The sequence below is a fragment of the Streptomyces verrucosisporus genome, assembly GCF_017114865.1.
In the GTDB taxonomy this organism is placed as follows: domain Bacteria; phylum Actinomycetota; class Actinomycetes; order Streptomycetales; family Streptomycetaceae; genus Streptomyces; species Streptomyces fenghuangensis.
The window spans coordinates 187,386-208,745 of the sequence record NZ_JADEYH010000004.1 but is presented as its reverse complement, the minus strand read 5'-3'; the positions used below and the strand labels follow the sequence as shown (position 1 = coordinate 208,745).

Annotated in this window: 21 protein-coding genes and 3 pseudogenes; 15 read left to right on the top strand and 9 right to left on the bottom strand. The window is 74.8% G+C overall.

Going from position 1 to position 21,360, the window contains the following annotated elements; translation table 11 throughout:
- The first annotated feature begins 43 nt into the window (after positions 1-43).
- The 7 genes from IQ279_RS08185 (at position 44) to IQ279_RS08155 (ending at position 4,151) form a co-directional block, all read left to right on the top strand.
- On the top strand, positions 44-709 hold the full coding sequence (locus IQ279_RS08185) for a hypothetical protein (protein WP_206347669.1): 666 nt from the start codon (positions 44-46) through the stop codon (positions 707-709).
- Positions 710-816: 107 nt separating this feature from the next.
- Positions 817-1,431, top strand: coding sequence for a hypothetical protein (locus IQ279_RS08180; RefSeq protein ID WP_206347668.1), 615 nt, complete (start codon positions 817-819; stop codon positions 1,429-1,431).
- Complete coding sequence (locus IQ279_RS08175; RefSeq protein WP_206347667.1) at positions 1,424-1,729, top strand: hypothetical protein; 306 nt, start codon at positions 1,424-1,426, stop codon at positions 1,727-1,729. Before IQ279_RS08180 ends, IQ279_RS08175 begins: the two co-directional genes overlap by 8 nt.
- 99 nt (positions 1,730-1,828) lie before the next feature.
- The gene (locus IQ279_RS08170) at positions 1,829-2,038 is read left to right on the top strand and encodes a DUF4236 domain-containing protein (protein ID WP_206347666.1); all 210 of its coding nucleotides are present in this window, start codon (positions 1,829-1,831) and stop codon (positions 2,036-2,038) included.
- A gap of 417 nt (positions 2,039-2,455) precedes the next feature.
- Positions 2,456-3,076: a DUF6230 family protein gene (locus IQ279_RS08165; RefSeq protein WP_206347665.1), complete on the top strand. Its 621-nt coding sequence runs from the start codon at positions 2,456-2,458 to the stop codon at positions 3,074-3,076.
- Positions 3,067-3,462 carry a DUF6114 domain-containing protein gene (locus tag IQ279_RS08160; RefSeq protein ID WP_206347664.1) on the top strand — a complete coding sequence of 132 codons (396 nt, stop codon included), beginning with the start codon at positions 3,067-3,069 and terminating at the stop codon, positions 3,460-3,462. Before IQ279_RS08165 ends, IQ279_RS08160 begins: the two co-directional genes overlap by 10 nt.
- A complete protein-coding gene (locus IQ279_RS08155) occupies positions 3,459-4,151 on the top strand; it encodes a hypothetical protein (protein WP_372445096.1) in 693 nt (230 codons plus the stop codon). The genes IQ279_RS08160 and IQ279_RS08155 overlap by 4 nt, the downstream gene beginning before the upstream one ends.
- A gap of 129 nt (positions 4,152-4,280) precedes the next feature.
- Here IQ279_RS08155 and IQ279_RS08150 read toward each other — a convergent pair whose 3' ends face one another.
- A complete protein-coding gene (locus IQ279_RS08150) occupies positions 4,281-5,645 on the bottom strand; it encodes a nicotinate phosphoribosyltransferase (RefSeq protein ID WP_241027775.1) in 1,365 nt (454 codons plus the stop codon).
- Positions 5,646-5,734: 89 nt separating this feature from the next.
- Positions 5,735-7,324: a bifunctional aminoglycoside phosphotransferase/ATP-binding protein gene (locus IQ279_RS08145; RefSeq protein ID WP_206347662.1), complete on the bottom strand. Its 1,590-nt coding sequence runs from the start codon at positions 7,322-7,324 to the stop codon at positions 5,735-5,737.
- 391 nt (positions 7,325-7,715) lie between these two features.
- Here IQ279_RS08145 and IQ279_RS08140 point away from each other — a divergent pair, with 391 nt between their 5' ends.
- Together IQ279_RS08140 and IQ279_RS08135 are read left to right on the top strand one after the other, a co-directional pair.
- Positions 7,716-7,970, top strand: a complete 255-nt coding sequence (locus tag IQ279_RS08140; protein WP_093849325.1) for a DUF1876 domain-containing protein — start codon at positions 7,716-7,718, stop codon at positions 7,968-7,970.
- A gap of 151 nt (positions 7,971-8,121) precedes the next feature.
- Positions 8,122-9,156, top strand: coding sequence for an Acg family FMN-binding oxidoreductase (locus tag IQ279_RS08135; RefSeq protein WP_206347661.1), 1,035 nt, complete (start codon positions 8,122-8,124; stop codon positions 9,154-9,156).
- Between the two features lie 35 nt (positions 9,157-9,191).
- Here IQ279_RS08135 and IQ279_RS08130 read toward each other — a convergent pair whose 3' ends face one another.
- On the bottom strand, positions 9,192-9,452 hold the full coding sequence (locus tag IQ279_RS08130) for a DUF1918 domain-containing protein (RefSeq protein ID WP_206347726.1): 261 nt from the start codon (positions 9,450-9,452) through the stop codon (positions 9,192-9,194).
- Positions 9,453-9,755: 303 nt separating this feature from the next.
- Here IQ279_RS08130 and IQ279_RS08125 point away from each other — a divergent pair.
- From IQ279_RS08125 to IQ279_RS08115, 3 genes and pseudogenes are all read left to right on the top strand, one after another.
- Positions 9,756-11,069, top strand: a pseudogene (locus IQ279_RS08125) (cation-translocating P-type ATPase); the annotation flags it as partial.
- A gap of 88 nt (positions 11,070-11,157) precedes the next feature.
- Positions 11,158-11,817, top strand: a complete 660-nt coding sequence (locus IQ279_RS08120; protein ID WP_206347660.1) for a potassium channel family protein — start codon at positions 11,158-11,160, stop codon at positions 11,815-11,817.
- The gene (locus IQ279_RS08115; RefSeq protein ID WP_206347659.1) at positions 11,814-12,470 is read left to right on the top strand and encodes a potassium channel family protein; all 657 of its coding nucleotides are present in this window, start codon (positions 11,814-11,816) and stop codon (positions 12,468-12,470) included. Before IQ279_RS08120 ends, IQ279_RS08115 begins: the two co-directional genes overlap by 4 nt.
- Positions 12,471-12,508: 38 nt before the next feature.
- On the opposite strand, the gene IQ279_RS08110 is transcribed toward IQ279_RS08115, so the two are convergent.
- Together IQ279_RS08110 and IQ279_RS08105 are read right to left on the bottom strand one after the other, a co-directional pair.
- Entirely contained in the window at positions 12,509-12,793 is a 285-nt protein-coding gene (locus IQ279_RS08110; protein WP_206347658.1) for a DUF1540 domain-containing protein, read from the bottom strand.
- Positions 12,794-13,030: 237 nt separating this feature from the next.
- Positions 13,031-14,182 (bottom strand): RNA-guided endonuclease InsQ/TnpB family protein, encoded by a 1,152-nt coding sequence (locus IQ279_RS08105; RefSeq protein WP_206347657.1) that lies wholly within the window; start codon positions 14,180-14,182, stop codon positions 13,031-13,033.
- A 23-nt stretch (positions 14,183-14,205) separates the two neighbouring features.
- Here IQ279_RS08105 and tnpA point away from each other — a divergent pair, with 23 nt between their 5' ends.
- Together tnpA and IQ279_RS08095 are read left to right on the top strand one after the other, a co-directional pair.
- Positions 14,206-14,634: an IS200/IS605 family transposase gene (tnpA, locus tag IQ279_RS08100; protein WP_206347656.1), complete on the top strand. Its 429-nt coding sequence runs from the start codon at positions 14,206-14,208 to the stop codon at positions 14,632-14,634.
- 230 nt (positions 14,635-14,864) lie between these two features.
- Positions 14,865-16,580, top strand: a complete 1,716-nt coding sequence (locus IQ279_RS08095) for a sensor histidine kinase (protein ID WP_206347655.1) — start codon at positions 14,865-14,867, stop codon at positions 16,578-16,580.
- A 45-nt stretch (positions 16,581-16,625) separates the two neighbouring features.
- Here the strand turns inward: IQ279_RS08095 and IQ279_RS08090 are convergent, their stop codons facing one another.
- Positions 16,626-17,600 carry an Acg family FMN-binding oxidoreductase gene (locus IQ279_RS08090; RefSeq protein WP_206347654.1) on the bottom strand — a complete coding sequence of 325 codons (975 nt, stop codon included), beginning with the start codon at positions 17,598-17,600 and terminating at the stop codon, positions 16,626-16,628.
- Between the two features lie 211 nt (positions 17,601-17,811).
- On the opposite strand from IQ279_RS08090, the gene IQ279_RS08085 reads away from it, so the two are divergent.
- Positions 17,812-18,207: an OsmC family protein gene (locus IQ279_RS08085; RefSeq protein WP_241027774.1), complete on the top strand. Its 396-nt coding sequence runs from the start codon at positions 17,812-17,814 to the stop codon at positions 18,205-18,207.
- A 185-nt stretch (positions 18,208-18,392) separates the two neighbouring features.
- On the opposite strand, the pseudogene IQ279_RS08080 reads toward IQ279_RS08085, so the two are convergent.
- The 3 genes and pseudogenes from IQ279_RS08080 to IQ279_RS08070 all read right to left on the bottom strand — a co-directional run.
- Positions 18,393-18,884 (bottom strand): annotated as a pseudogene (locus tag IQ279_RS08080) (flavodoxin domain-containing protein); the annotation flags it as partial.
- A 113-nt stretch (positions 18,885-18,997) separates the two neighbouring features.
- Positions 18,998-19,708 (bottom strand): CBS domain-containing protein, encoded by a 711-nt coding sequence (locus IQ279_RS08075; protein WP_206347651.1) that lies wholly within the window; start codon positions 19,706-19,708, stop codon positions 18,998-19,000.
- Positions 19,709-19,740: 32 nt separating this feature from the next.
- Positions 19,741-21,251: pseudogene (locus tag IQ279_RS08070) on the bottom strand (GNAT family N-acetyltransferase).
- Positions 21,252-21,360: the final 109 nt, after the last annotated feature.

Sequence of the window (21,360 nt, the reverse complement as noted above, 5' to 3'; positions counted from 1 at the left end):
TCGATTGTGGCTGACCGGTGCGTCCGGAGGGGATAACACCGATATGCGTGATGACGAGGTGGCCGACTCGCAGCAGACACCCGAACCCGCCCTCGACGGAGGGCAGAACGCCACCGTCGGCCCGTTGGGCAGAAGGATCATCGGCTTCTGCATGGTAGGCATGGCCGTCGTGGCGCTTCTTGGCCAGACCCTGGGAGTCTGGCAGGAGGTCTACGACTTGTTCAGGTCCGAGGAGAACGGCTCCGCACCGTCGGTGGCGGACGGTGTCCGCTCACCTTCGGCCGAGGTCTCCGGCCGGCCGGGGTCCGCGCCCCGCTGCGAGGCGTCGGACGACCGGCAGGTGCTGATCGAGCTCAAGGGGGAACCGACCCGTTCCGGGGCGCATGCGGTGGCCACGGTGAGGTGCGAGGTCGGGCCGGGGGACCGCCTGTCGTGGGTGGTGCGCAAGGAGACCGGTGATCCGGACCGGCCGCGCGTCCACTACACCCTGAGGTACGAGCTGGGGCGGCAGGGGCCGGGGCGTTACACCTACGACGCGGATCTCAGCACCACCGCGCCTGGGTCCGAGCGATCCCTGATCGCCGTCCTGATGGACGACGCCACCTACCGCGAGGTGAAGGCGGTCAGGGATCCCGAGACCGCCTATGTGGACCTGCCCTTGCCCGTCCCCGTCGTGTCCAACTCGCTGCTGATCACCACACCCCGGTAGCGCACCGGCAGGAGAGGGCGGCCGCCGGGCAGGAACGCGCTTTACGGGCCGCGCCCTCGGCCACGAAACTGGTGCGCGCAGGATGCGGGGGAGAAGCGGGGGCGAACATGGCTGAGGGACAGGGGAGTTGGGGAAGGCCGGTGCCGCTGGGGCAGGGCGGTGCGTCCGAGGCGGCCCACTTCGTCGCCGCGCCGCTGCTGGCCGGCGCCTGCATCGCCACCGTCGGCGTGCTGGGCGCGGACGCCGAGAAGTTCCGCTGGCCCGGCCCCGCGATGCTGCTGCTCACCCTCGCCTTCGCCGCGCTCGTCGGCAGTGTGCAGTACGGCTTCCACGCCCGCCGGCACCTGTACTCCCCCGCGGACGTGGAGTCCTGGCACCCGCCGGATTCCTTCAGGCCCTCCGCCGAGCTGTTGCGCCGGGAGCAGCGCCGCCACTTCGGGGAGTGGCTGCGGCAGAGCCGCCGCGCGGCCCTGACCTACAACCTGGGGATCGCCCTGCTGGGCGCGGGCGGGGCGCTGGCCCTCGCGGCCCCCGAGGGCGCCTCGTTCTGGCACGCGGCATGCCGATGGGCGGCGAGCGCCGTGCTGGCGGCCGGCGCCCTGGCGGAGCTGGAATGGACGCTGCGGGAGTGGTGGACGCGCAGGGCGCTGCTGCGCGCCGCCCGGGCCGGCGGGGGAGAGGCCGGCCGGGGAGAGAGCGGAGAGGAGGGGCGCGATGTCTGAGTCCGTCGTGCGCGCCGTCGGCGGCCCGTGGGAGCCGGAGGTGACGCACTGCTGCGTGTGCGGTGGCCCGCTGCTGCTGCGCGGGCGCCCGCTGACGGTGCGTCCGCGCGTGTGGTCCCTGCGCGGGCGGGGCTTCCTGGACGACCTGGCGTACGACCACGACGGCGGCTGCGCCGCGGCGGCGGTCCCGGCCGCCGTGCTCGTCGGGATGAGCAGGGAGCAGGCTCTGGCGGAGGCGGCCCGCCGCGCCGCCTCGCCGGGGGAGGGCGGGAGCGGCAGGGGGGACGGAGACGGCTGAGTTCGGCGGAGCCGAAGTCGGGCATACGGGCAACATCCGTACTCGGCGGGGCGGTTCGCCGCCGGGTACGCCGCAGAAAACCGAGCCGAGGAGGACCGTATGGCCGTCACGTTCCGCAAGAGCATCCGGATCCTGCCCGGAGTGCGCCTGAACCGCAACCGCCGCTCCTGGTCGCTCAGCCTGGGCAGGGGGAAGGGTCCCAGGTACACGTTCGGGTCCAGGGGGCGGCGCACCACGTCGATGAATCTTCCCGGCCCGTTCGGATACCGCAGGACGGCGACGAGCCGGAGCCGTCGCGGCGGCCGCTGAGACCGAGGCGGCCCCCGAGTCGCGCGACACACCCAGGGCCGGCCCCGGAACCCTTCGAAGGGTTCCGGGGCCGGCTCTTTCGCGGACGGCCGCCGAGTGGTCGCCGGAGGGCCGCCGAATGGCCGAAAAGGGGCTGCGCGGAACCTTGCCAGTGACCAGTGGCGTACCTACAGTCAACCTACTCGCCGGTATTGACATGTTCACTAATACCGGAGGAGCCCCCCGTGTGCCCCGGCCGGGCGCGGGGCGGAGCCGCGCCACCGCGGGTGCCGGCGCGTCGCCGGGCCGCGTGCACCGGCCCGGTACCAGCACCGCACCGGCAGGAACCACCAGCACCGCACCAGCACAGAACCTCGCAATCCGTATGCCACAGGCGCGTCCGCGAGATGTTCGCGGGCTCCGCCGGAAGGGTGTGTCATGAAGGACGAGCAGGAGAGACCCGTGGACGGCCGCGTCAGATGGCGCAGGTTCGCCGCCGTGTGCGTGCCCGGCTTCGCCGTCACCGGCGTACTGGCCGTCGCGCTGGCCGAGGGAGCCCTCGCAGCGTCGTTCGCCGTGTCCGGGCAGCAGTTCAAGGTGTCCGCGGACCGGCTCACCGGCGAGGGCTTCGTGCAGTACGGCAGCGTGGACGTCAACGCCCGCGAACAGCTGCTGCCCGTCGCGGTGACCGGCATCAAGAAGGCGGAGATGGAGAGCCTGTGCCAGTCCGTCGTCACCACCCTGCCCATGCTCGGCGACATCTCGCTCAAGCTGTCCGCCGGCACCGGCGACAAGCCGGTGAAGGCCACCGACCTGTTCGTGGACGCCACCCAGCTCTCGGGCGACGCCTCGTTCGAGAACATCGAGATCGGCCGTGACGCCTCCACGCTGGACAAGGGGCCCGAAGGCGGGCAGGGCATGCAGGACGCCTTCTCCCAGCAGGCCGACACCATAACGATCAGCGATCTGGAGCAGACCGCCTGGGCGACCAACGCGGGCACGTTCAAGCTCGCCGACCTCAGCATGAAGATCACCCAGGGCAAGCACGAATGCTTCTGAGATGGCGGCGCTGGCGCCGCGGCCGGCCCTTCTGGGGCGGGCTGGTCACCGTCGCCGCGGGCGCGGAGATCGCGGCCATCCCCCTGGCCCCGGTGAAGGTCATGCTGCACCAGGGGGTCGCGGGAGCCATGTCCGTCCTCCTGGGCGCCGTACTGATCGTGCTGGGCCTGTCGGCCTGGTTCACGCCGCACTACCGCACCCTCACCGGCATCCTCACGGCCATGATCGCCGCGGCCGCGCTGGTGTTCTCCAATCTCGGCGGCTTCCTGATCGGGACGGTCGCCGGACTCATCGGCGGCGGGCTCGTCTTCGGCTGGCAGCCGAGGACGGCGCCCGCGCCGGAATCCCCCCACCCCAACCCCCCGCTAGTCGAGGAGGAAGCGTGACCTTGAGCGCATCGCGTTCCCGCACCCCCCTGTCCATCGGCGCCGGTCTGGCCGCCGCGGCCGCCCTGGCCCTGGCCGGGGGCGGCACCGCCGCGGCCGAGCCGGCCGCCGTCGCGGGCTCCACGACCGTCACCCCCGCCGGGCACTACTTCGCCGCCGACCTCAACGGCAGCGCCACCTTCAAGGCCGGCAGCGTGACGGTGACCTGCACGGTCTCCAGCTCCGCCCCCACGGGCACCGGCGACGCCAACCGAGTCCCCGGCGCGCCGGACAACCACAACGCCGCCGGCCCGGTCGGAGGCCCGCTCAACGCGCCCACCTACAGCTCGTGCCGCACCAGCATGCCGGGCGTCTGGGCCACCGTCACCACCAGCGGCTCCTGGGGAGTATTGGTCCAGCACGGGGCGCCGTCCACCGCGACCCTGTCCATGCCCAGCGGCGGACTGGTCGTCAAGACCACCGGCCTGGCCAACTGCACCGTGACCGCCGCGCCCGACGCCGGCGCCTCGATACCGGGCACCTGGACCAACGGGGCGCCCTCCGAGCTCACCTTCACCAACGTCTCCGTGCCCGTCGACGTCGTCGGCGGATTCGGCTGCCCGACCAGCGCGAGCAGCTCCGTCTTCAACGCCACCTACGACATCACCGACACCACCGACCCCGCCTCGCAGATCACCGTGACCGGCTGACCGGCCGACTGACCGGGGGAGCGGCGGCTCCCCCTCCCGAGGGCCCCGGGCGGCGACCAGGCCACCGCCCGGGGCCCGTCGCGCCGCAGGCCGTGCCACGCCTCGGGCCGTACGGCGGGCCTGCGCGAGTCAGCCGGCCGCCGCACGGCCGCCGAGCACCCGCTCCTCGATACGGGAGCGCACCTCGTCGGTCAGACGCGACAGGGCCCCGGAGGCGACGGGCTCCGGGGGCACCGGATCCACCACGCGCCGGGCCTCCTCGGGCAGCCGGGCCAGATCGGCCTCCAAGCGCTCGCGGGCGGCCGCCAGCGTCGCGGGGGCGGCGACGCGCCGGCCACCGGTCATCACCGTCTCCAGCAGCGGTTCGGCGCCGGGCGGCGGCTCCTCCCCCCGCAGGGCGACGACATCGGCGAAGCCGGGGCCGCGGAAGACCTGCTTGGCCCCCGGGGCGGTCACCTTGGCGGCCGACAGCTTCATCACCGGCCGCCCGTCGTAGGACACCAGCTTGTAGGCGGAGTCCAGGTAGGGGGCGTCGGCCGAGACCCCGACGCGGGTGCCCACGGCGTAGACGTCGATCGGGGCGCCCGAGCGCACCAGGCGGTCGACGCCGTACTCGTCCAGGCCGCCGCTGGCGGTGATCCGCACCTCCTCAAGCCCCGCCCCGTCCAGGATCCGCCGCGCGCGCACGGCCAGTTCGCCCAGATCGCCGCTGTCCAGCCGGACGGCGCAGCCGGGCCCGTACCCCAGGTCGCGCAGCACCCGCGCCGCCGTCCGCACGCCCTCCTCGGTGTCGTAGGTGTCCACCAGGAAGGTCACCGGGCCCGGATGGACCCGGGCGAAGGCGCGGAAGGCCGCCTCCTCGTCCTCGTAGGCCTCCACGAAGGAGTGCGCCATGGTGCCCACCGCCGGGATGCCGTAGGCGGCGGACGCGGCCACGTCGCTGGTGCCGGCGAAACCCACCAGGGAGCCGAGCCGGGCCATGCGCAGGCCCGCCTCGATTCCGTGGGTGCGGCGCAGCGAGAAGTCCACCACCGGGCGGCCCCCTGCGGCCAGGACGCAGCGCGCCGCCTTCGAGGCGACGGCGGTCTGGTGGCTGATCTGGTTGAGCAGGCAGGTCTCCACCAGCTGCGCCTGCGGCAGCGGGGCGGTCACCTCCAGCAGCGGCTCGCCCGCCAGTACGATCCGGCCCTCGGGCACGGCCCGCACCTCGCCGGTGAACTCCAGGCCCCGCATCGGCTCCAGGTCCTCCACCGGCCGGTGCAGCGCCTCGGCGAAGGCGGCGGCCTCGCTCGCGCCGACCCGCAGCCCCTCCAGGTACGACAGCGCCGACTCCAGCCCCGCCGCCACCAGGAAGCCGCGGTGCGGCGGCAGCTTCCGCACGAACAGGCTGAAGACGGCCTCGCCGGTCATGTCCTCGCGCAGGTAGGCCAGGGCCATGCTCACCTCGTACAGGTCCGTGGTGAGCGCTCCGGGGACGGCCATCTGTCCGGTCATGTCCGAATCATCCTTCCGTGCGCGGCCCGGCGCACCTTCGCGGGGCGTGCCCCCGCACGGCCCGGCCCGTCAGCCTGTCGGCCGGCCCGTCAGCCCGGCTCCATGTAGGGGCGGCGGAAGGCCGGCGCGGGCCCGGCGCCGTGCGGGTACACCGCCGCCAGCGCCTGGTCGGCCGTCGCCCGGAGCGGGCCGGAGGTGTCCACGGTGACGGCCTCCGGCCACGGCACCTCCCGCCGCGCCATCGCGGCGGCCACCTCCGCCCCGGCGTCGGAGACCCCCGGCTCGCGGCCGGCCAGCCGGGAGTCGGCCACATCACCCGGCGTCCGGCAGTTCAGGGCGACCAGCTCCGCGCCGGCGCGCTCGGCGGTCCGCCGTGCCGCCTCCCGCTGCTCCGGATCCGTCCAGCTCGCGTCCAGCACCACCGACTCGCCCGAGGACAGCAGGGCGGCCGCGCGGTCCAGGAGGGCGGAGTAGGTGGCGCGCGTCCGCTCGGGCGTGTACAGGCCCTCGCCGTACGGGGCGGGCGCCGGCCGCTCGGCCGGGATGCCCGCCAGCTCCTTGCGGACGCGGTCGCTGCTGAGCAGCGTGACCCCCATCCGGTCCGCCAGCGCCCCCGAGAGCGTGGACTTGCCGCGGGCCGGCAGCCCGCCGACCAGCACCAGGCGTACGGCGGAGGCGCGCAGGTGGCGCAGGGCCGCCGTCACCAGCCCCCGCGCCTCCTCCCGCGCCCCCGGCGCGCCCTGCACGGCCTGGATGAGGGAGACCTTGGCGCGGACGAAGGCACGGTAGGCGACGTAGTGGTGCCACAAGGAGGGCGGCGCCGGGTCCGCGGAGTACTCGCTGTAGCGGGCCAGGAAGAACGCCGCCGCGTCCGGCGCGCCCAGCCGCTCCAGGTCCATCGCGAGGAAGGCGGCGTCGTCCAGGCCGTCGACGTGGCGCAGCCTGTCGTCGAACTCCAGGCAGTCCAGGACGCGCGGGCCGTCGTCGAGGCAGAAGATGTCCTCGGCCCGCAGATCGCCGTGTCCGTCGACGACCCGGTTCCGCCGGATCCGCGTCTCGAACAGCACCTCGCGGCCGCCGAGGTAGCGGCGCACCAGCCGCTCGGCCTCGGACACCCCCTCGGGCAGCCCGGCCGGGCCCTCCATGGCGCGGACCTCGGTGAAGTTCGCCTCCCAGCGCCCGGCGAGCGCGTCCCGGGTGCCCTCGCGCACCACCTTTGGCCCGCGCGGGGAGTCCGCGTGCCGCGCCGCCAGCAGCCGTGCCACGGCCCGCAGCGGCTCCCGTACGTCCTCGCCCCGGCGCACCAGGGCGGACAGCCGGCGCCCGGCCGGCATACGGCGCATCACCACGACCGGCTCGGGTCCGCCGTCCCCCTCCCGTCCGGAGGGGGAGTCGAAGGGGCAGTGGACCTCCGCGAGCCCCAGGTAGACGTCGGGCGCGAAACGGCGGTTGAGCTCGATCTCCCGCTCGCACCCCCACCGCCGGGCGGCGGGGGTGGTGAAGTCCACGAACCCCAGGGAGACCGGCTTCTTGAGCTTGTAGACGCGGTCCCCGAGGAAGAACAGCACCGCGGTGTGGGTCTCGTCGACCTCCGCGCGCGGGGGGTGCGCCGCTCCCGCCCCGGTGCCGGTGTCGGCGTCGGGGCGGGGACCGGGGCCGGAGGTCGGGGGTGTGGGCATCCTGTGGCTCCTTGGCTGCCGTCGAGCGTGCTGAGGTCGTGCGGGGCCGCGTGGGCGGCGGCCGCCGCCCGGTGGGGAGTACCGGGAAGGCCGCTCCGGAAACCCGCGGCCCCGCCCGGAGCGGGACGCGGGCCGTACGCCGTCCGATGGAACGCTCACGGCACCGGGGTTACCGTGGGAGGCAGAGGCCGCAGGCGTATCCACGCCGAGGAGGTGCCGGCGGTGCCCGGTGCGGCGACCACCGAGGCCGGCGGGCCCGGTGGGCGGAGTGCGCAGCGGGAGGCACGGCCACGCCGGGAGGACCGCGGAGGGCCGCGGCAGGCACGTACACACGGACCGGGCCGAACGCATCCGGACCCCATCGGCCCCGCACCACCCCAGGGAGCAGACGATGGCTCACACACAGGACTGGAAGGTCCGCCTCCACCTCTTCGAGGAGGAAGGCACGACGAAGGCCCACGCGGTACTGGACCTCGGGGGCACGGAGATCAGCGGGCAGGGCGTCGCACGGCGCAACCCGCACGACAGGGACGTCCCCGAGATCGGCGACGAACTCGCGGCGGGACGTGCGATGAACGACCTGGCGCAGAAGCTGCTGAGCGTCGCGCGCACCGACATCGAGGGCGTGGCGCACCCCGGCCCCTGACACCGGCCGACCCCGGATCCCCGGCCCCGGCCGGGGATCCGGCTCGATACCCGGCTCGACCGAGTCCCGGGCACGCCCCCGGCCCGCGGGCGTGCCCTCCGGAGCCGTCCGCACCGGCAGACCGGCGGGCCGTCAGGAGCGGGGAGGCCCGATGAGCACACGGGAGATGTCCGACGAACGGGTGACGGCCGCGGTCCGCGACGCCGCCGCGGCCCCGTCCGTGCACAACACCCAGCCGTGGCGGTTCCGCTATCCGAGGAGCGAGGGCGCCCTCCAGGTGCGCGCGGACTTCGGCCGGGCGCTCCCGCACGCCGACCCCGAGGGGCGCGCCCTCCACATCAGCTGCGGCGCGGCCCTGTTCAACCTGAGGGTCGCGCTCGCCCACGAGGGGCTGCGGCCGGTGACCCGGCTGCTGCCGGACCCGGACGACCCCGCCCTGCTCGCCGTGGTGCGTCCGGCCGGCCCCGGAGACGGGCAGGGCCCCGGGGCCGGCGGGGACGGCGGGGAGGGGATCGGCGCGCTCCACCCGGCCGTCCACCGCCGCCACATCAGCCGCCGGCCGTTCGCCGAGACCGAGATCCCCCGGTCACTGCGCACCGCGCTGTCCGACGCCGCCCTGCGGGAGGGCGCCCTGCTGGACTTCCCCGGGCCGATTCATCTGCGGTGGGTGCTGGAGCTGGTGGAGGAGGCCGAGGCCCGCAACCGCGCCGACCGCGGCGAGGCGGAGGACCTGGCCCGCTGGACCCGCACCGGAACCGCCGCGTCCGCCACGACAGCCGGGGCGGACGCCGGGGACGGTATCCCCGAGTACGCCTTCGGGCCGCGCAAGTTCGACGGGCGCGCCCCGGTACGGGACTTCGCGGGCACCGGGCGCGTGCCCGGGCGCCGCTCGGAGACCTTCGAGCGGCATCCGCAGATCGCCCTGATCAGCACGGTGAAGGACCGCCCCGTCGACTGGCTGAGGGCGGGGCAGGCCATGGAGCGGGTCCTGCTGCTGGCCACCGGAGAGGGCCTGGTCGGCTCGCCGGCCACCCAGCCCGTGGAGTGGCCCGACCTGCGCGGGCCGCTGCGCGACCCGGTGTCGGGCCGGGGCCAGGTGCAGCTGGTGCTGCGTCTGGGGTACGGGCCGCCGGGGCCCGGCACACCGCGCCGCCCGCCGGGCGAGGTGCTCGACATCGAGCCCTAGCGCGCCGGACCGGGGCCCGCCGGGCCACGGCCGGTTCACCCCCGGCCGGCCGCGCCGGACGGTCCGCCCGGCTCCGTGGCGCCCGGGGCGACACCCGGGCCCTTACGGTGGTGCAGATGCCGGACGTGGGCGTCGGGCCCGGGGAAGACCAGCGACACCCGGCCGGTGTCCGACCAGCGCACGTCGTACGGCGGTGTCCCGTCGCTGTGGTGCAGCCCGATGATCTCGCCGTCCCGCCGGGCGACGCCCGTGGCCGGGCTCTCGATGATCAGCTCGTCTCCCAGTTCCGCGTGCATGGTCGTCACCGCTCTCCGAAGCTCTCCGGCGCCCGCCCTTCGAGACCTCTGCTCCGGCCTCCGCGCGCCCCGGGTGCACAGCCGGGTACCCCGGGACGCGGTACCCGCGACCGGTGGACGCAACCCCGCGGGACTTGCGATTGCGGCGCCCGCGGGCCGCGCCCACACTGAGGACCATGAGCACCGCCTTCCCCGAGATCCGGCCCGGCGCGGGCGGCGCGGACGGCGGCGGCGCGCCCCGATGAGCGCCGGGGCCGAGCCCCTGGGGGCGGCCTCCTCCCGGCCGGGAGCGCGGCGCAGACGGTGCCGGCCGCGCAGGTCCACGTCGCGCTGGGCACCTCCCCGCGCGGCCTGACCGCGGCCGAGGCCGCCGCACGGCGCGAGAGGTACGGGCCCAACCGGCTGCCGCGCGCCGCCCGCCGCGGTTCCTGGCGGCTGCTGACCGCCCAGTTCACCGACTTGTTCGCGGTCGTCCTGATCGTCGCGTCGGCGATCACCTTCCTGGCCCACGCCCTCCAGGACCCGCCGCGGGAGGGCACCCTGCAACTGGCCGTCGCCATCCTCTGCGTGGTGGTGCTCAACGCGGCCATCGGCTTCGCCCAGGAGTACTCCGCCGAGCGCACCGCCGAGACGCTCCGGGCGATGGTGCCGCACACCAGCCGGGTACTGCGCGGCGGCGAGCGGCGCGAGGTCCCCGCGGACGAACTGGTGCCCGGCGACGTGGTGGTGCTGGAGGCCGGGGACGCGGTGCCGGCCGACTGCCGCCTGGCCGAGGCCCACGAGGTATCGGTCGACAACGCGCCCCTGACCGGGGAGAGCGCACCCGTGCGCCGCACCGCCGACGCCGTGGCACCCGGGCCGCCGCTGGAGGCCCGCAACCGCGTCTTCATGGGCACCGACGTCGTCACCGGAACGGCCAAGGCCGCGGTGTGCGCCACCGGTTCGGCCACGGAGTTCGGACGGATCTTCCGGCTGGCGTCCGCGGTGCCCCGGCAGCGGACGCCGCTGCAGCGCCAGGTCGCCTCCATGGCACGCCGGGTGGCGGGCGCGGCACTGGCCGTCGGCGCGGCGCTGTTCGCCGTACGCCTGCCCGCCGGTCAGGACCCGGTGGCCGGCTTCGTCTTCGCGCTGGGGGTGATGGTCGCCCTTGTCCCCGAGGGACTGCCCGCCACCCTGTCGGTGTCCCTGGCGATCGGGGTGCGGCGCATGGCCCGGCGGCACGCGCTGGTCAAGAAGCCGCTGGCGGTGGAGGCGCTGGGCGCCACCACCGTGATCTGCACCGACAAGACCGGCACCCTGACCCGGGCGGAGATGACCGTCACCCGGGTGTGGGCCGGCGGGAGGGCCCACCCGGTGTCGGGGGTGGGTTACGAACCGGCCGGGGAGGTGGACGACCCCGCGGCGGTACGCCCGCTGCTGCGCGCGGCGGCCCTGTGCTGCGACGCCCGGCTCCTGCCGCCCGCGGAGCGCCGGGGGTGGCGGATCCTGGGTGACACCACCGAGGGGGCGCTGCTGGTGGCCGCCGTCAAGGCCGGGATCGACCCGGCCGCCGAGGAGGCCGCGGCCCCCCGCGTCGCCGAGCACCCCTTCGACCCGGCCCGCAAGCTGATGAGCACCGTCCACCGCACCTTCGGAACCCCGGGCGGGGCGGGGAGCCGCCGCACCGGGGGCCGCGGCGGGAGTCGCGACGGGAGGACGGTGCGCGATGAGGGTGGTGATCGCCGGCTGCGGGCGGGTGGGTTCCGCGCTCGCGGTCCGACTGGCCGCCGAGGGCCACGACGTACGCGTCGTCGACCGCTCGGCCAGGGCGCGCGGCCGGCTGCCGGCCGGCTTCACCGGGAGGTTCCGGCAGGGCGGCGAGTACGCACGCGTCGCGCTGGAGGCCGCCGGCATCGAGCACGCGGACGCGTTCGTCGCTGTGGCCTCCGAGGACAACCGCAACATCGTCAGCGCGCGGACGGCCAGGGACACCTACCGGGTGCCCGTCGTCCTGGCCCGCGTCGAGGACAGCGGACGGGCCGACATCTGCCGTGAGCTGGGCATCCCCACCAGCGCCGGCGTCCAGTGGACGGTGCACCGCATCCACCGGATGCTGCTGCACCGCCATCTCGTCCCGGAGGTCGCCTTCGGCGGCGGCGAGACGCTGCTGGTGCGCTCCCGGCTCCCGGGCCACCTCACCGGGAGGCGGCTGACCGACCTCGGCGTCGACGGCGAGATCCGCGTCGTGGAGGTCACCCGCGGCGGCCGTTCCCTCGTCCCCGCCCACGGCACCCGCGCCGAGCCCGGCGATCTGGTCTCCTTCGCCGTCGCGGCCACCTCTTTGGACCGGCTGCGCGGCTTCCTGGACAGGGAGCTGGGCACATGAGGGTCCTCATCGCGGGCGCCGGGCACCTGGGCGAGCAGATCGCCCGGGCGCCGGCCGCCGCCCGCAACGAGGTCGTCCTCGTCGACCGGGACGAGGACCGGGCCGCCGGGCTCGCCGGCCGGGCCGGCGTCGGCGTGGTCGCGGGGGAAGCGTGCGAGCCCGCCGTCCTGGAGCGTGCCAGGGCGCTCACCGCGGACGTCCTGATCGCCGCCACGGACCGGGACGAGGACGATCTCGTCATCGGTCTGCTGGCCAAGCGCCGGTTCGCCGTCCCGCGCGTGGTCGCCCGCGTCAACGACGCGGAGAACACCTGGCTGTTCGACGGCCGCTGGGGCGTCGACGCCGCCATCCCCGCGACCACCCCGCTGATCTCCCTGGTGGAGGAGGCCACCGGGGCGGCCGACACGGTGGCGCTGCTGCGGCTGAGCAGAGCGGGCGTGGACGTCATCGAGACGGCGATCACCCCGCACTCCCGCGCGGCCGGCCGGCCGCTGGGGGACGTCGGCCTGCCGTCCGGCACCGTGGTGGCCACCGTCGTACGCGACGGCCGGCCCACCGTCCCCGCACCGCAGATGCGGCTGAGGCCCGGCGACGAGCTGCTCCTGGTGTCGCACTCCGCCACCGAGGAGGAGATCCGCGCGGCCTTCCGGTGACGGGCGGAACGGGGCCGGCGGGCCGGCTCGGGAGCGGGTCAGTTCGGGGAGTAGGTCAGGCAGTCGGCCGTGCCGTGCAGGGCGCCCACCGAGATGCCGGTCGCCTGGCACTCGAAGTCGGTGTTGTGCCGGCAGTCCGACATCTTGCAGGCGCCGACGTGCGCGGCGGCCTCCGGACTGCCGCCCTTGCGCGGGGCGGTGAAGAACGTGTCGCATTGGGCCTGCTGGGGGTCGCCGACGGTGATGGCGAGCGCGTGGCAGGCGTGCTCCCTGTTGTACGCGCAGGGCTCCACGGCGCATTCGGTCACAGCGGGCATCTCCATGGATCTCTCCAGTGCTCTTCGGGTGTCCTCGGGCGCTTTCCGGTGTTCGGGCACCCGGCCCCGGGCCGGGCTGTCCGAGGTGGAGACCTTCCCGGACGGACGGCGGTGCCTGCCTCCGGGGCGCCGTAGTTCACCCGATGGGCCGAGCACGGGGGGACAGCCCGCCCTCATCCGTGTCAACTTCTCGGCCCTGAAGGGCCGAGCTTGCAGCTCTGTCCCGTGCCTGGTGGGTACGGGTCAGGCCGCGTCGTCGGCAGCGTGACTCACTGCCCAGCCCGCGACACCGCGCGCGGCGATGTTGCGGGCTGCGTTCACGTCGGCGTGCTCAGCGAAGCCGCACGACGTGCAGCAGAAGATGGCCTGTGCGGGCCGGTTCTTCTTGTCGATGTGGCCGCACGCCGAACACCCCTGCGAGGTGTAGCGCGGGTCCACGCAGACCACCGGCACACCCGCCCGGAGCGCCTTGTAAGCGATGTACGCGCCGAGCTGGGCGAAGCTCCAGGTGTGCAGCGTGACCCGCTGGGGCTTGCGGAGCCGTACCCTCTCGCGGATGCCGCCCAGGTCTTCCAGGGCGATGCCGCGCGAGGTGCGTTCAGCCTCGGTCACGATCTGCTTGGAGATGCGGTGGTTGGTGTCGGCCGCGAAGCGGGCCTCGCGGCCGGAGAGTTTGCGCAGCAGCCGCTTGGCGGACTTCGTCCCCTTGGTCTGGAGGCGCTGCCGGAGTCGGCGGTTGCGGTGCCGGACCTGGTTCAGGTGCTTGCCCGCGTGGACGGTGCCGTCGCTGGTGGTCGCGATGTTCGCGATTCCCAAATCGACGCCGAGGAACCCGTCTGGCTCGATCGGGTCGGCCTCGGGCACCTCGCAGGTGGCGTACAGGTACCAGTTGCGGCCCCGGTGCACGAGGTCGCTCTCGCCACGGCGGTGCTCGGTAAGCGTCTTCATCTGGTCGGCGGAGGCCTCGAACGGGATACGCCCGGAGCGTCCGCGGGTGGTCCAGATGGACACGGTGCGGGCGTCGGTCTGCCAGGACAGGCAGCGGTCGTCGAACGGCTGGGCCGCGTCCTTGCGGAAACGGATCGGCCTGGACTCGGCGGCCGCGCGGTGTTTCGATCCTTCGCGGCCGTAGTTCCCGGCCTTCAGGTTCGCCTTCAGCGTGGCATAGGCCCCGGCGACCTTCCGCGTGACGTGGATCGCGGGCTGCGCGGACAGGCCCGCCCCCTTCAGGTCTCCGTACACCAGGCGCTGGAGGGAGGTCTTGCCCGTGATGCCGGTGTCGAATGCGCGCCGTGAGGCGTGGTTCGCGGCGCGGTTGCACAGACGCAGCGTCTCCCGGAGCGCGGCCTCGGTGGCCTCGTCCGGGAGCAGCTTCACCTGCACAACCAACTTCACGTGATCACTATAACGTTTTGCCTATGTCACCCCGATGGGAACCAGACCCCAATCTACGCCGGGGTCGTAGCGTCGTCTTCGATCTTCATGTGCGTCTTGTCTTTGTCACGAAGTACCGGCGCGGCGTCCTCACCGACACGATGCTCACGCGCTGCGAAGAGGTCATGCGGGACGTCTGCACCAAGCTGGACGCGACCTTGCGGGAGTTCAATGGCGAGGACGACCACGTCCACCTGCTCGTGCACTACCCGCCGAAGCTGTCGATCTCCACCCTGGTCAACCGGCTCAAGGGAGTCTCGGCGCACTATCTGCGGAAAGAGTTCGAGCCACACGTCCGCCAGTACCTGTGGGGCAGCCACTTCTGGTCCCCGTCGTACTTCGCCGCCTCCTGCGCAGGCGCCCCCCTGGAGATCATCCGCGAGTACATCGAGAACCAGAAACGACCGGAGTGAACGGCGGCGCTGCGCGCCGCCCAGGTCAAGGATGCGATTCCTCCCGGCCCTGAAGGGCCAGGATTCCTCGCAAGAGACAGTTAATAATGTGCCAAGCAGTTCGTAATACAGACTCAGAGGCCGAGATGGGCGCCCTGGGCCGGGCACCCCGAGGCGGGGCAGCGGTCCGCCCGGGTGAACCGATACCTTTGGTCAAAGGCTCTGGAGCCTGATGGAAGGAGCCGGTGGGCATGGGGAGCGAGAAGGACGCAGGGCGTCTGCCTCGGCTGCAGTTGGACGAGTTGCTGGACGAGCTGCAGGCTCGCGTCGACGCGGTGCGCGGCACCCGGGACCGGGTGCACAGCCTGCTCGAGGCCGTGATGTCGGTGGGGCAGGAGCTGGAGCTGTCCCACGCCCTCCAGCGGATCGTGGAGGCCGCGGTGCTGCTGGTCGACGCCGAGTACGGCGCCCTCGGCGTCATCGGCGAGGACGGCAGGCTCTCCCAGTTCATCCCGGTGGGCATCGAGGCGGAGACGGTCGACGCCATCGGCCCGCTGCCGTCGGGCCACGGGCTGCTGGGCGAGCTGATCCGCCACCCGGAGCCGCTGCGCATCCCGGAGCTGGCCGAGCACCGCAACTCCTCGGGCTTCCCGCCCAACCACCCGCCGATGCACTCCTTCCTGGGCGTGCCGATCCGGGTGCGCGAGGAGGTCTTCGGCAACCTCTACCTGACCGAGAAGCGGGGCGGGGCGGAGTTCGACGCCGAGGACGAGGCGGTGCTGTCCACCCTCGCCGTGGCGGCGGGCGTGGCCATCGAGAACGCCCGCCTCTACGAGCAGGCCCGCAACCGCGAGCGCTGGATGGAGGCCAACGCCGAGATCACCGCCGGGCTGCTGTCCGGGGTGGACGAGCAGGAGGTGCTGGCGCTGGTCGTCGACCACGCGCGCCACATCCTCGCCGCCGACCTGGGCGTACTGGCCCTGCCGCTGGAGGACACCGGCAACCTCCAGGTGGTGCTGGCGAAGGGGGAGGGCGGAGAGGCGTTCCGCGGACTGGTGCTGCCCGAGGAGGGATCGTTCGTGGGGGCGGCGCTGGCCGCCGGCGAGGCGATCACCAGCGTCGACATCGCGAACGACTCCCGTATCTCGGCCGGTACGGAGCGCTGGAAGGGCATGGGCCCGACGGTGGCGGTGCCGATGGGCGCCGGCGACGGGGTGCGCGGTGTGCTGCTGCTGGCGCGCCGGGAGCGGCGCGCGCCGTTCACGGAGACGGAGACGGCGCCGCTGGCGTCCTTCTCCGGACAGGCCGCGGTGGCCATGGAGCTGGCGGAGCGGCGCCGGGCGGCCGAGCAGGTGGCCCTGCTGGAGGACCGCGACCGCATCGCCCGCGATCTGCACGACCTGGCCATCCAGCGGCTGTTCGCCACGGGTATGACGCTGCAGAGCGCGGTGCGCTTCGTCCAACACCAGGAGGCGAGCGAGCGGCTGCTGCGGGCCGTGGACGACCTGGACGAGACCATCAAGATCATCAGGTCGACGATCTTCGGCCTGCGCAGCCACGGGGACGGCCGCTCCCGGCAGCAGGGGCTGCGGGTGCGGGTGGCCCGGCTGGTGGAGGAGGCCGTGGGGAACCTGGGCTTCACCCCGACCCTGCGCATGGAGGGGCTGGTGGACACCGATGTGCCGCCTGCCGTGGCCGAACACGTGGTGGCGGTGCTGGCCGAGGCGCTGTCGAACGTGGCGCGGCACGCGCGGGCCGCGGTGGCCGAGGTCTCGCTGGTGGTGGCGGGAGGTTCCCTGACCGCCACGGTGGCCGACGACGGGGTGGGCATCCCGGAGGGCGGCCGCCGCAGCGGGCTGGTGAACCTGGCGGAGCGGGCCGAGAAGCTCGGCGGCGAGCTGCTGGTGGAGAGACCGCCGTCCGGCGGCTCCCGCCTGGTGTGGCGGGTGCCGCTGGACGGGGCCTGAGAGGCGGAACCCGGGAGCCGGGACCGCGGCCCCCGGATGGCGCGCTCAGGCTCCCGCCTCCAGCACCTCCCGCACCGGCCGGCGCGGTGTGGCCGGTCCCTCGGGGCCGTAGCCGAGGCGGACGAGCATCTGGACGTACCGCGGGCCGGAGGTGACGCGCTGCAGGGACATCCTGAGGTCCGGCCACTCCAGGGCTTGGTGCAGCAGCGAGGTCCGCACCGAGTGGGCGGTGGCGACCAGCAGGACGTGCTCCAGGGCCTGCCCGGCGCGGAGCCAGTCCGCGCGCCGGTCGCGGGCCGTGGCCAGGACGGCGGCGGTGGGCCCGGTCTCGAACCGGGCCGTGAGGGCGCCGGCCGCCCCGACGCCGGAGAAGTCGCGCAGCGGCAGGCGCCCGGTGGCGTCGCGTGCGCCCAGGGCGGGGCCGGGGAGCCCGTCGTGGGCCCCCTCGCGCATCCAGGCGCGGTTCTCGGCGCGGCGCTCGTCGGTCTCGGCGTTGCGGCGTTCGGCCGCGGCGGTCAGACGCATCATCCGGGCGGTGTCCCGGGCGCCGGGGAACCACAGCGAGGCGCCTTCGGCGCGGGCGGCGGCGGCCAGTTCGCGCAGGAGCTCCGCGGGCGGGCGGTGGGGCGAGAAGGGGAAGCGGCTGCTGTGCCGGCGCCACAGGGCGGCGTACAGGTCGGGGCGGTGGCGCGGGTCCGGGGCGCCGGCCCCGACCGGGCGCACGGAGGCCAGCAGGTCCGGTTCGCCGGGGCGGGGCAGCAGCCGTACGGACGGCTCCCAGCCGGTGCGGGCCACCGCCACGCGGAGGTTGAACACGGCGGCGCCGACGGAGACGTGCAGGGCCCGTCCGACGGGGTCGGTGTGGCGCAGTCCCCGCCCCGCGGCGGCGCGTACCTCCAGGGTGGAGGTGGCGGGGTCCAGGCGGTAGCGCCAGGGCTGGGTGTTGTGGATCGACGGTGCGGCCACGGCGGCGGAGACGAGGTTCTCCAGGACGATCGCGTCGAGTGTGGTGGGTGGCATGGGGTGCTCCTCCCGTTCCGGCCGCCACCAGGCTGTCCCGGCGTCCTTGTGGCGGGGCAGTGCCGTTGGTCCCGTTCCGGCCGCCGACCGGTCCAGGTGGCCGTACGGCCCCGCTTCCCGGGTCCGTACGGTCCCCGGGCGCGTCCGGTCGGCCCCTGTCGCGGCGGTGCGGCAGGGCGGTTGACTGGGGGCGATGTCAAGGAGGTGCGTCATGGAGAAGGTGGCGGTGGCCCTGTCGGGGGGTGACGCCTACCGGATTTCGGTGCGCGGTCACGAGTTCACCGTGGACCAGCCGCCGGAGGCCGGCGGGGAAGGGCTGGGGCCCGCTCCCGTGGACCTGTTCGTCGCCTCGCTGGCGTCGTGCGTGGGCTTCTACGCGGGCCGCTATCTGGCGAGGCACGGGCTGCCGCGCGAGGGGCTGCGGGTGGAGACGGAGTACGAGATGACCGCCGACCGGCCGGCGCGGGTGGGGGAGGTGCGGCTGCGCGTGGTGCTGCCGCAGGACGTCGGGGAGACGCGCGCCCGGGCGCTGGCGGCGGTGGTGGAGCACTGCACGGTGCACAACTCGCTGCGGCAGCCGCCGCGGGTGGACATCGTGATCGGCTGAGGAGCCGGGGGCGAGGAGGGAGCGGCCCAGCCGGGCAACCGGCCGGGCCGCGGCCTTGGGCCCGGTGTTCCCGGTCCGGCTTCCGGGATACGTCCGGGGGCCGGGCCTCGGCCGTGTCCTGTGGCGTGGTCCTGTGCCGCCTCGCGCGCGGGAGGCGGCACAGGACCACGGCGGCTTCCGGGCGATCAGGTGTTCCGGGCCGCCCCGGTGAGTTCGGCGGCGACCGAGCGCGCCCACCGGCGGATGTGCTCGCGGTCGCGGAAGTCGCCGCCCTTGCCCTGTTTGACGATCTGCCGGGCGATGAAGCCGCGCGCGTCCTCGCCCAGCCGGCCGCCGAAGGTGGTGTGGCCGCGCGCGTCGATCAGGGCGGCCACACGCGCGGCGCCGGGGGCGGGCGGGATGTCGCGCTCCTCGGCGGAGGCGTCCAGCGGACCGCTGCTGAACAGCCACACCGGCAGCCGCGCCAGCGCGTGGCGCCTGCGCCGGGCGAAGCGGGTGGCCTCCCCGACCCAGCGACCCGCGTACAGGCCGGAGCCCAGCAGGACGGCGTCGTAGGCGTCGAGGCCGCCGAGGGCCGCGGCCTCCGCGGCGGGCAGGACGTCGGCGGTCAGGCCGCTGTCCCGCAGATCCTGGCCGATCCACTGGGCGATCTGCGCGGTGGAGCCGTTCTTCGAGCCGTAGGCGACGAGTACGTGCGGTGGTGCCATCGTGATCGCCTTCCTGTGTGTTGCCGGCCCTTCCGGGTGCCCGGAGGGGCCGGCTTCGTGCCGACTTCGTGCCGGCGGGTGTGTCAGTGGTTGCGCAGCCAGCGGTCGGCGAGGCCGTGCAGAGCGGGTTCCTCGGGCCGCAGCCGTGAGTCGTCCAGGCGGTAGGTCAGGCGGCTGACGACGTCGACCACGCCGTCGAGGCGGCGGATGAGGGCGGTGGCGACGGGGATCTCGCTGCGCCGCTCGACCTGTCCGGTGAGGGTGACCACGCCTTCGGCTACGGAGACGGAGACGGTGTCCGGGGACAGCCACAGGGAGCGGATCAGGACCTCGTCGACGACCTGGGCGCGGATGTCGGCGTCCGGGCGGAGGAAGACGCCGAGCAGGTCGCGGCGGGTGACGATGCCGACCAGCCGCTCCTCCTCGTCCAGGACCGGCAGCCGCTGGACGCCGTGGGCGACCATGGTGTGGGCCGCGCGTGCCACGGAGTCCAGGGCGTGGACGGTGACGGCGGGGGAGGTCATCAGCTCGCCGGCGGTCAGCGGACGTCCGGCGGCGGCCCAGCGACGGCCGGGGCGCCCCCTGGGCGGGGTGCCGTCCGAGCCCTGGCGCGCCTGGTGGGCCAGGAGGTCGGTCTCGGAGACGACGCCGAGGACCTTGTCGTCGCCGTCCACGACGGGCAGGCCGCTGATGCCGTGCCGTGTGAGCAGGTGGGCGATCTGCTTGAAGGGTGTCGTCGGGTGGGCCTTGACGACGTCGATCGTCATGACGGCGCCGACCACTTTGTGCTTCATGGCGTCCTCCGTGTTCTCTTTCCGGCGGCCTGTCAGCGCAGCCGGCGCAGGTGTGGGTCGTGGGCGCGCCTGGGCAGCAGGCGCACGCGGGTGCCGACGGCGGTGGCGCCGTCGGGGCGGGCGATGACCGGGCCGAGGTGGGCCTCGGCGAGTCCGGGCAGGTCGCAGGCCATCCGCGACAGGCGCAGCAGGATCTGCTCCAGTGCCTCCAGGTCCACCGGCGTGCCGCGGCGTCCGAGCAGCAGGGGGGCGCGGCGGGCGGTGCGGGAGAAGGCGCGCGGGTTGCCGAAGGACTCCAGGTGGAGCAGGGCCAGATCGGTGCGGCCGTCGCCCTCCCACCACCGGAGCATGTCGTTGCCGCTGACGTCGTACTTGTCGCCCAGGGAGGCGAAGGTGGAGACGCCGATGCCCAGGCGGGCCAGCCCGCCCAGCAGGGCGGCACCGACCCCGCCGGACTGCACGGCCACCCCGGCGGTGCCAGGGGCGGGGGGTGAGGCGGTGGGGACGGCCGCCAGGCGGACGTCGTCCTCGGTGTGTTGGCGGCGCCCAGCGAGTGGGGGCCGAGCAGGCGCATGCCGTGGCGCCGGCAGGCCGCCAGCAGGGCGGCGCCCCGGGTGGCGTCGAGGCGGGGGCCGAGGACGGCCAGGGCGCGCACCCCCGTCTTGCCGCACTGCTCGGCGGTCTCGGGGACCTCGTGGGCGGGGAGGGCCAGGACGGCCAGCTCGGGCGCCTTGGGCAGGGCGGTCACCGACGGGTGGGCGGGGACGCCCTCGACGGACCGTGTGCCGGGGGCGACGGCCAGCAGGCGTCCGGTGAAGCCGGCGCGGCGCAGGTTGCGCAGGACGGTGCGGCCCGCCTCCCCCTCCGGTCCGCCGGCGCCGACCACGACGAGGGAGCGGGGGCGCAGCAGCGGGCGGAGGCTGGCGGCGTCGGCGGTGCGGGCGCGCTCGTCGACGGCGGTCAGGTAGTGCTCGTCGGGGTCCAGCCGGATGGTCCAGCGCACCTCGCCGGAGTCGTAGCGGCGGGTGGTGTGCAGCCCGAGGTCGGCGAAGACCTTCTGCATCGCGTGGTTGTCGGCCAGGGCTCCGGCGGTGAAGGCGGTGATGCCGGCGGCGCGAGCGGCGTGGACGAGGTGTTCGAGTAGCAGGGTGCCCACGCCGCGGTGGCGGAACTCGTCGGTGACCGCCAGCGCGACCTCAGCGGTGCGGCCCGCGCCCCCGCTCCCGTCCCCGCCCTCGTACTCGGCGATCCCCACGGGCCGCGCCTCGTGGAGGGCCAGCAGGGCCAGGCTGCCGGGGCGGCGCGGGGCACAGACGCGGCAGGCGGCCTGCCTGCCCAGCTCGCGGCCGGAGCCGAAGAACCGCAGGCGCAGGTTCTCGGGCGACATCCGCTCGTACAGGCCCTCGACGCCGGTGCGGTCCTCGGGGCGGGCGGGGCGGATCTCCACGGTCCGGCCGTCGGCCAGCAGCGCGTGGGCCGGCCGTACGGTGGGCGCCGCGCCCGTGGTGTCCGCTGTTCCGGTGGTGCCGGTGGTGCCCGTCATGGCCGGTCCCCTCTCCTTCTGCCTCGGTTTCCAGGGTCGTACGGGAGCCGGGCGGCTCCCAGGGCCGGCAGGGGCCCGGCGCAGGGCCGTTCGGCCCGGGCCGGGCGGG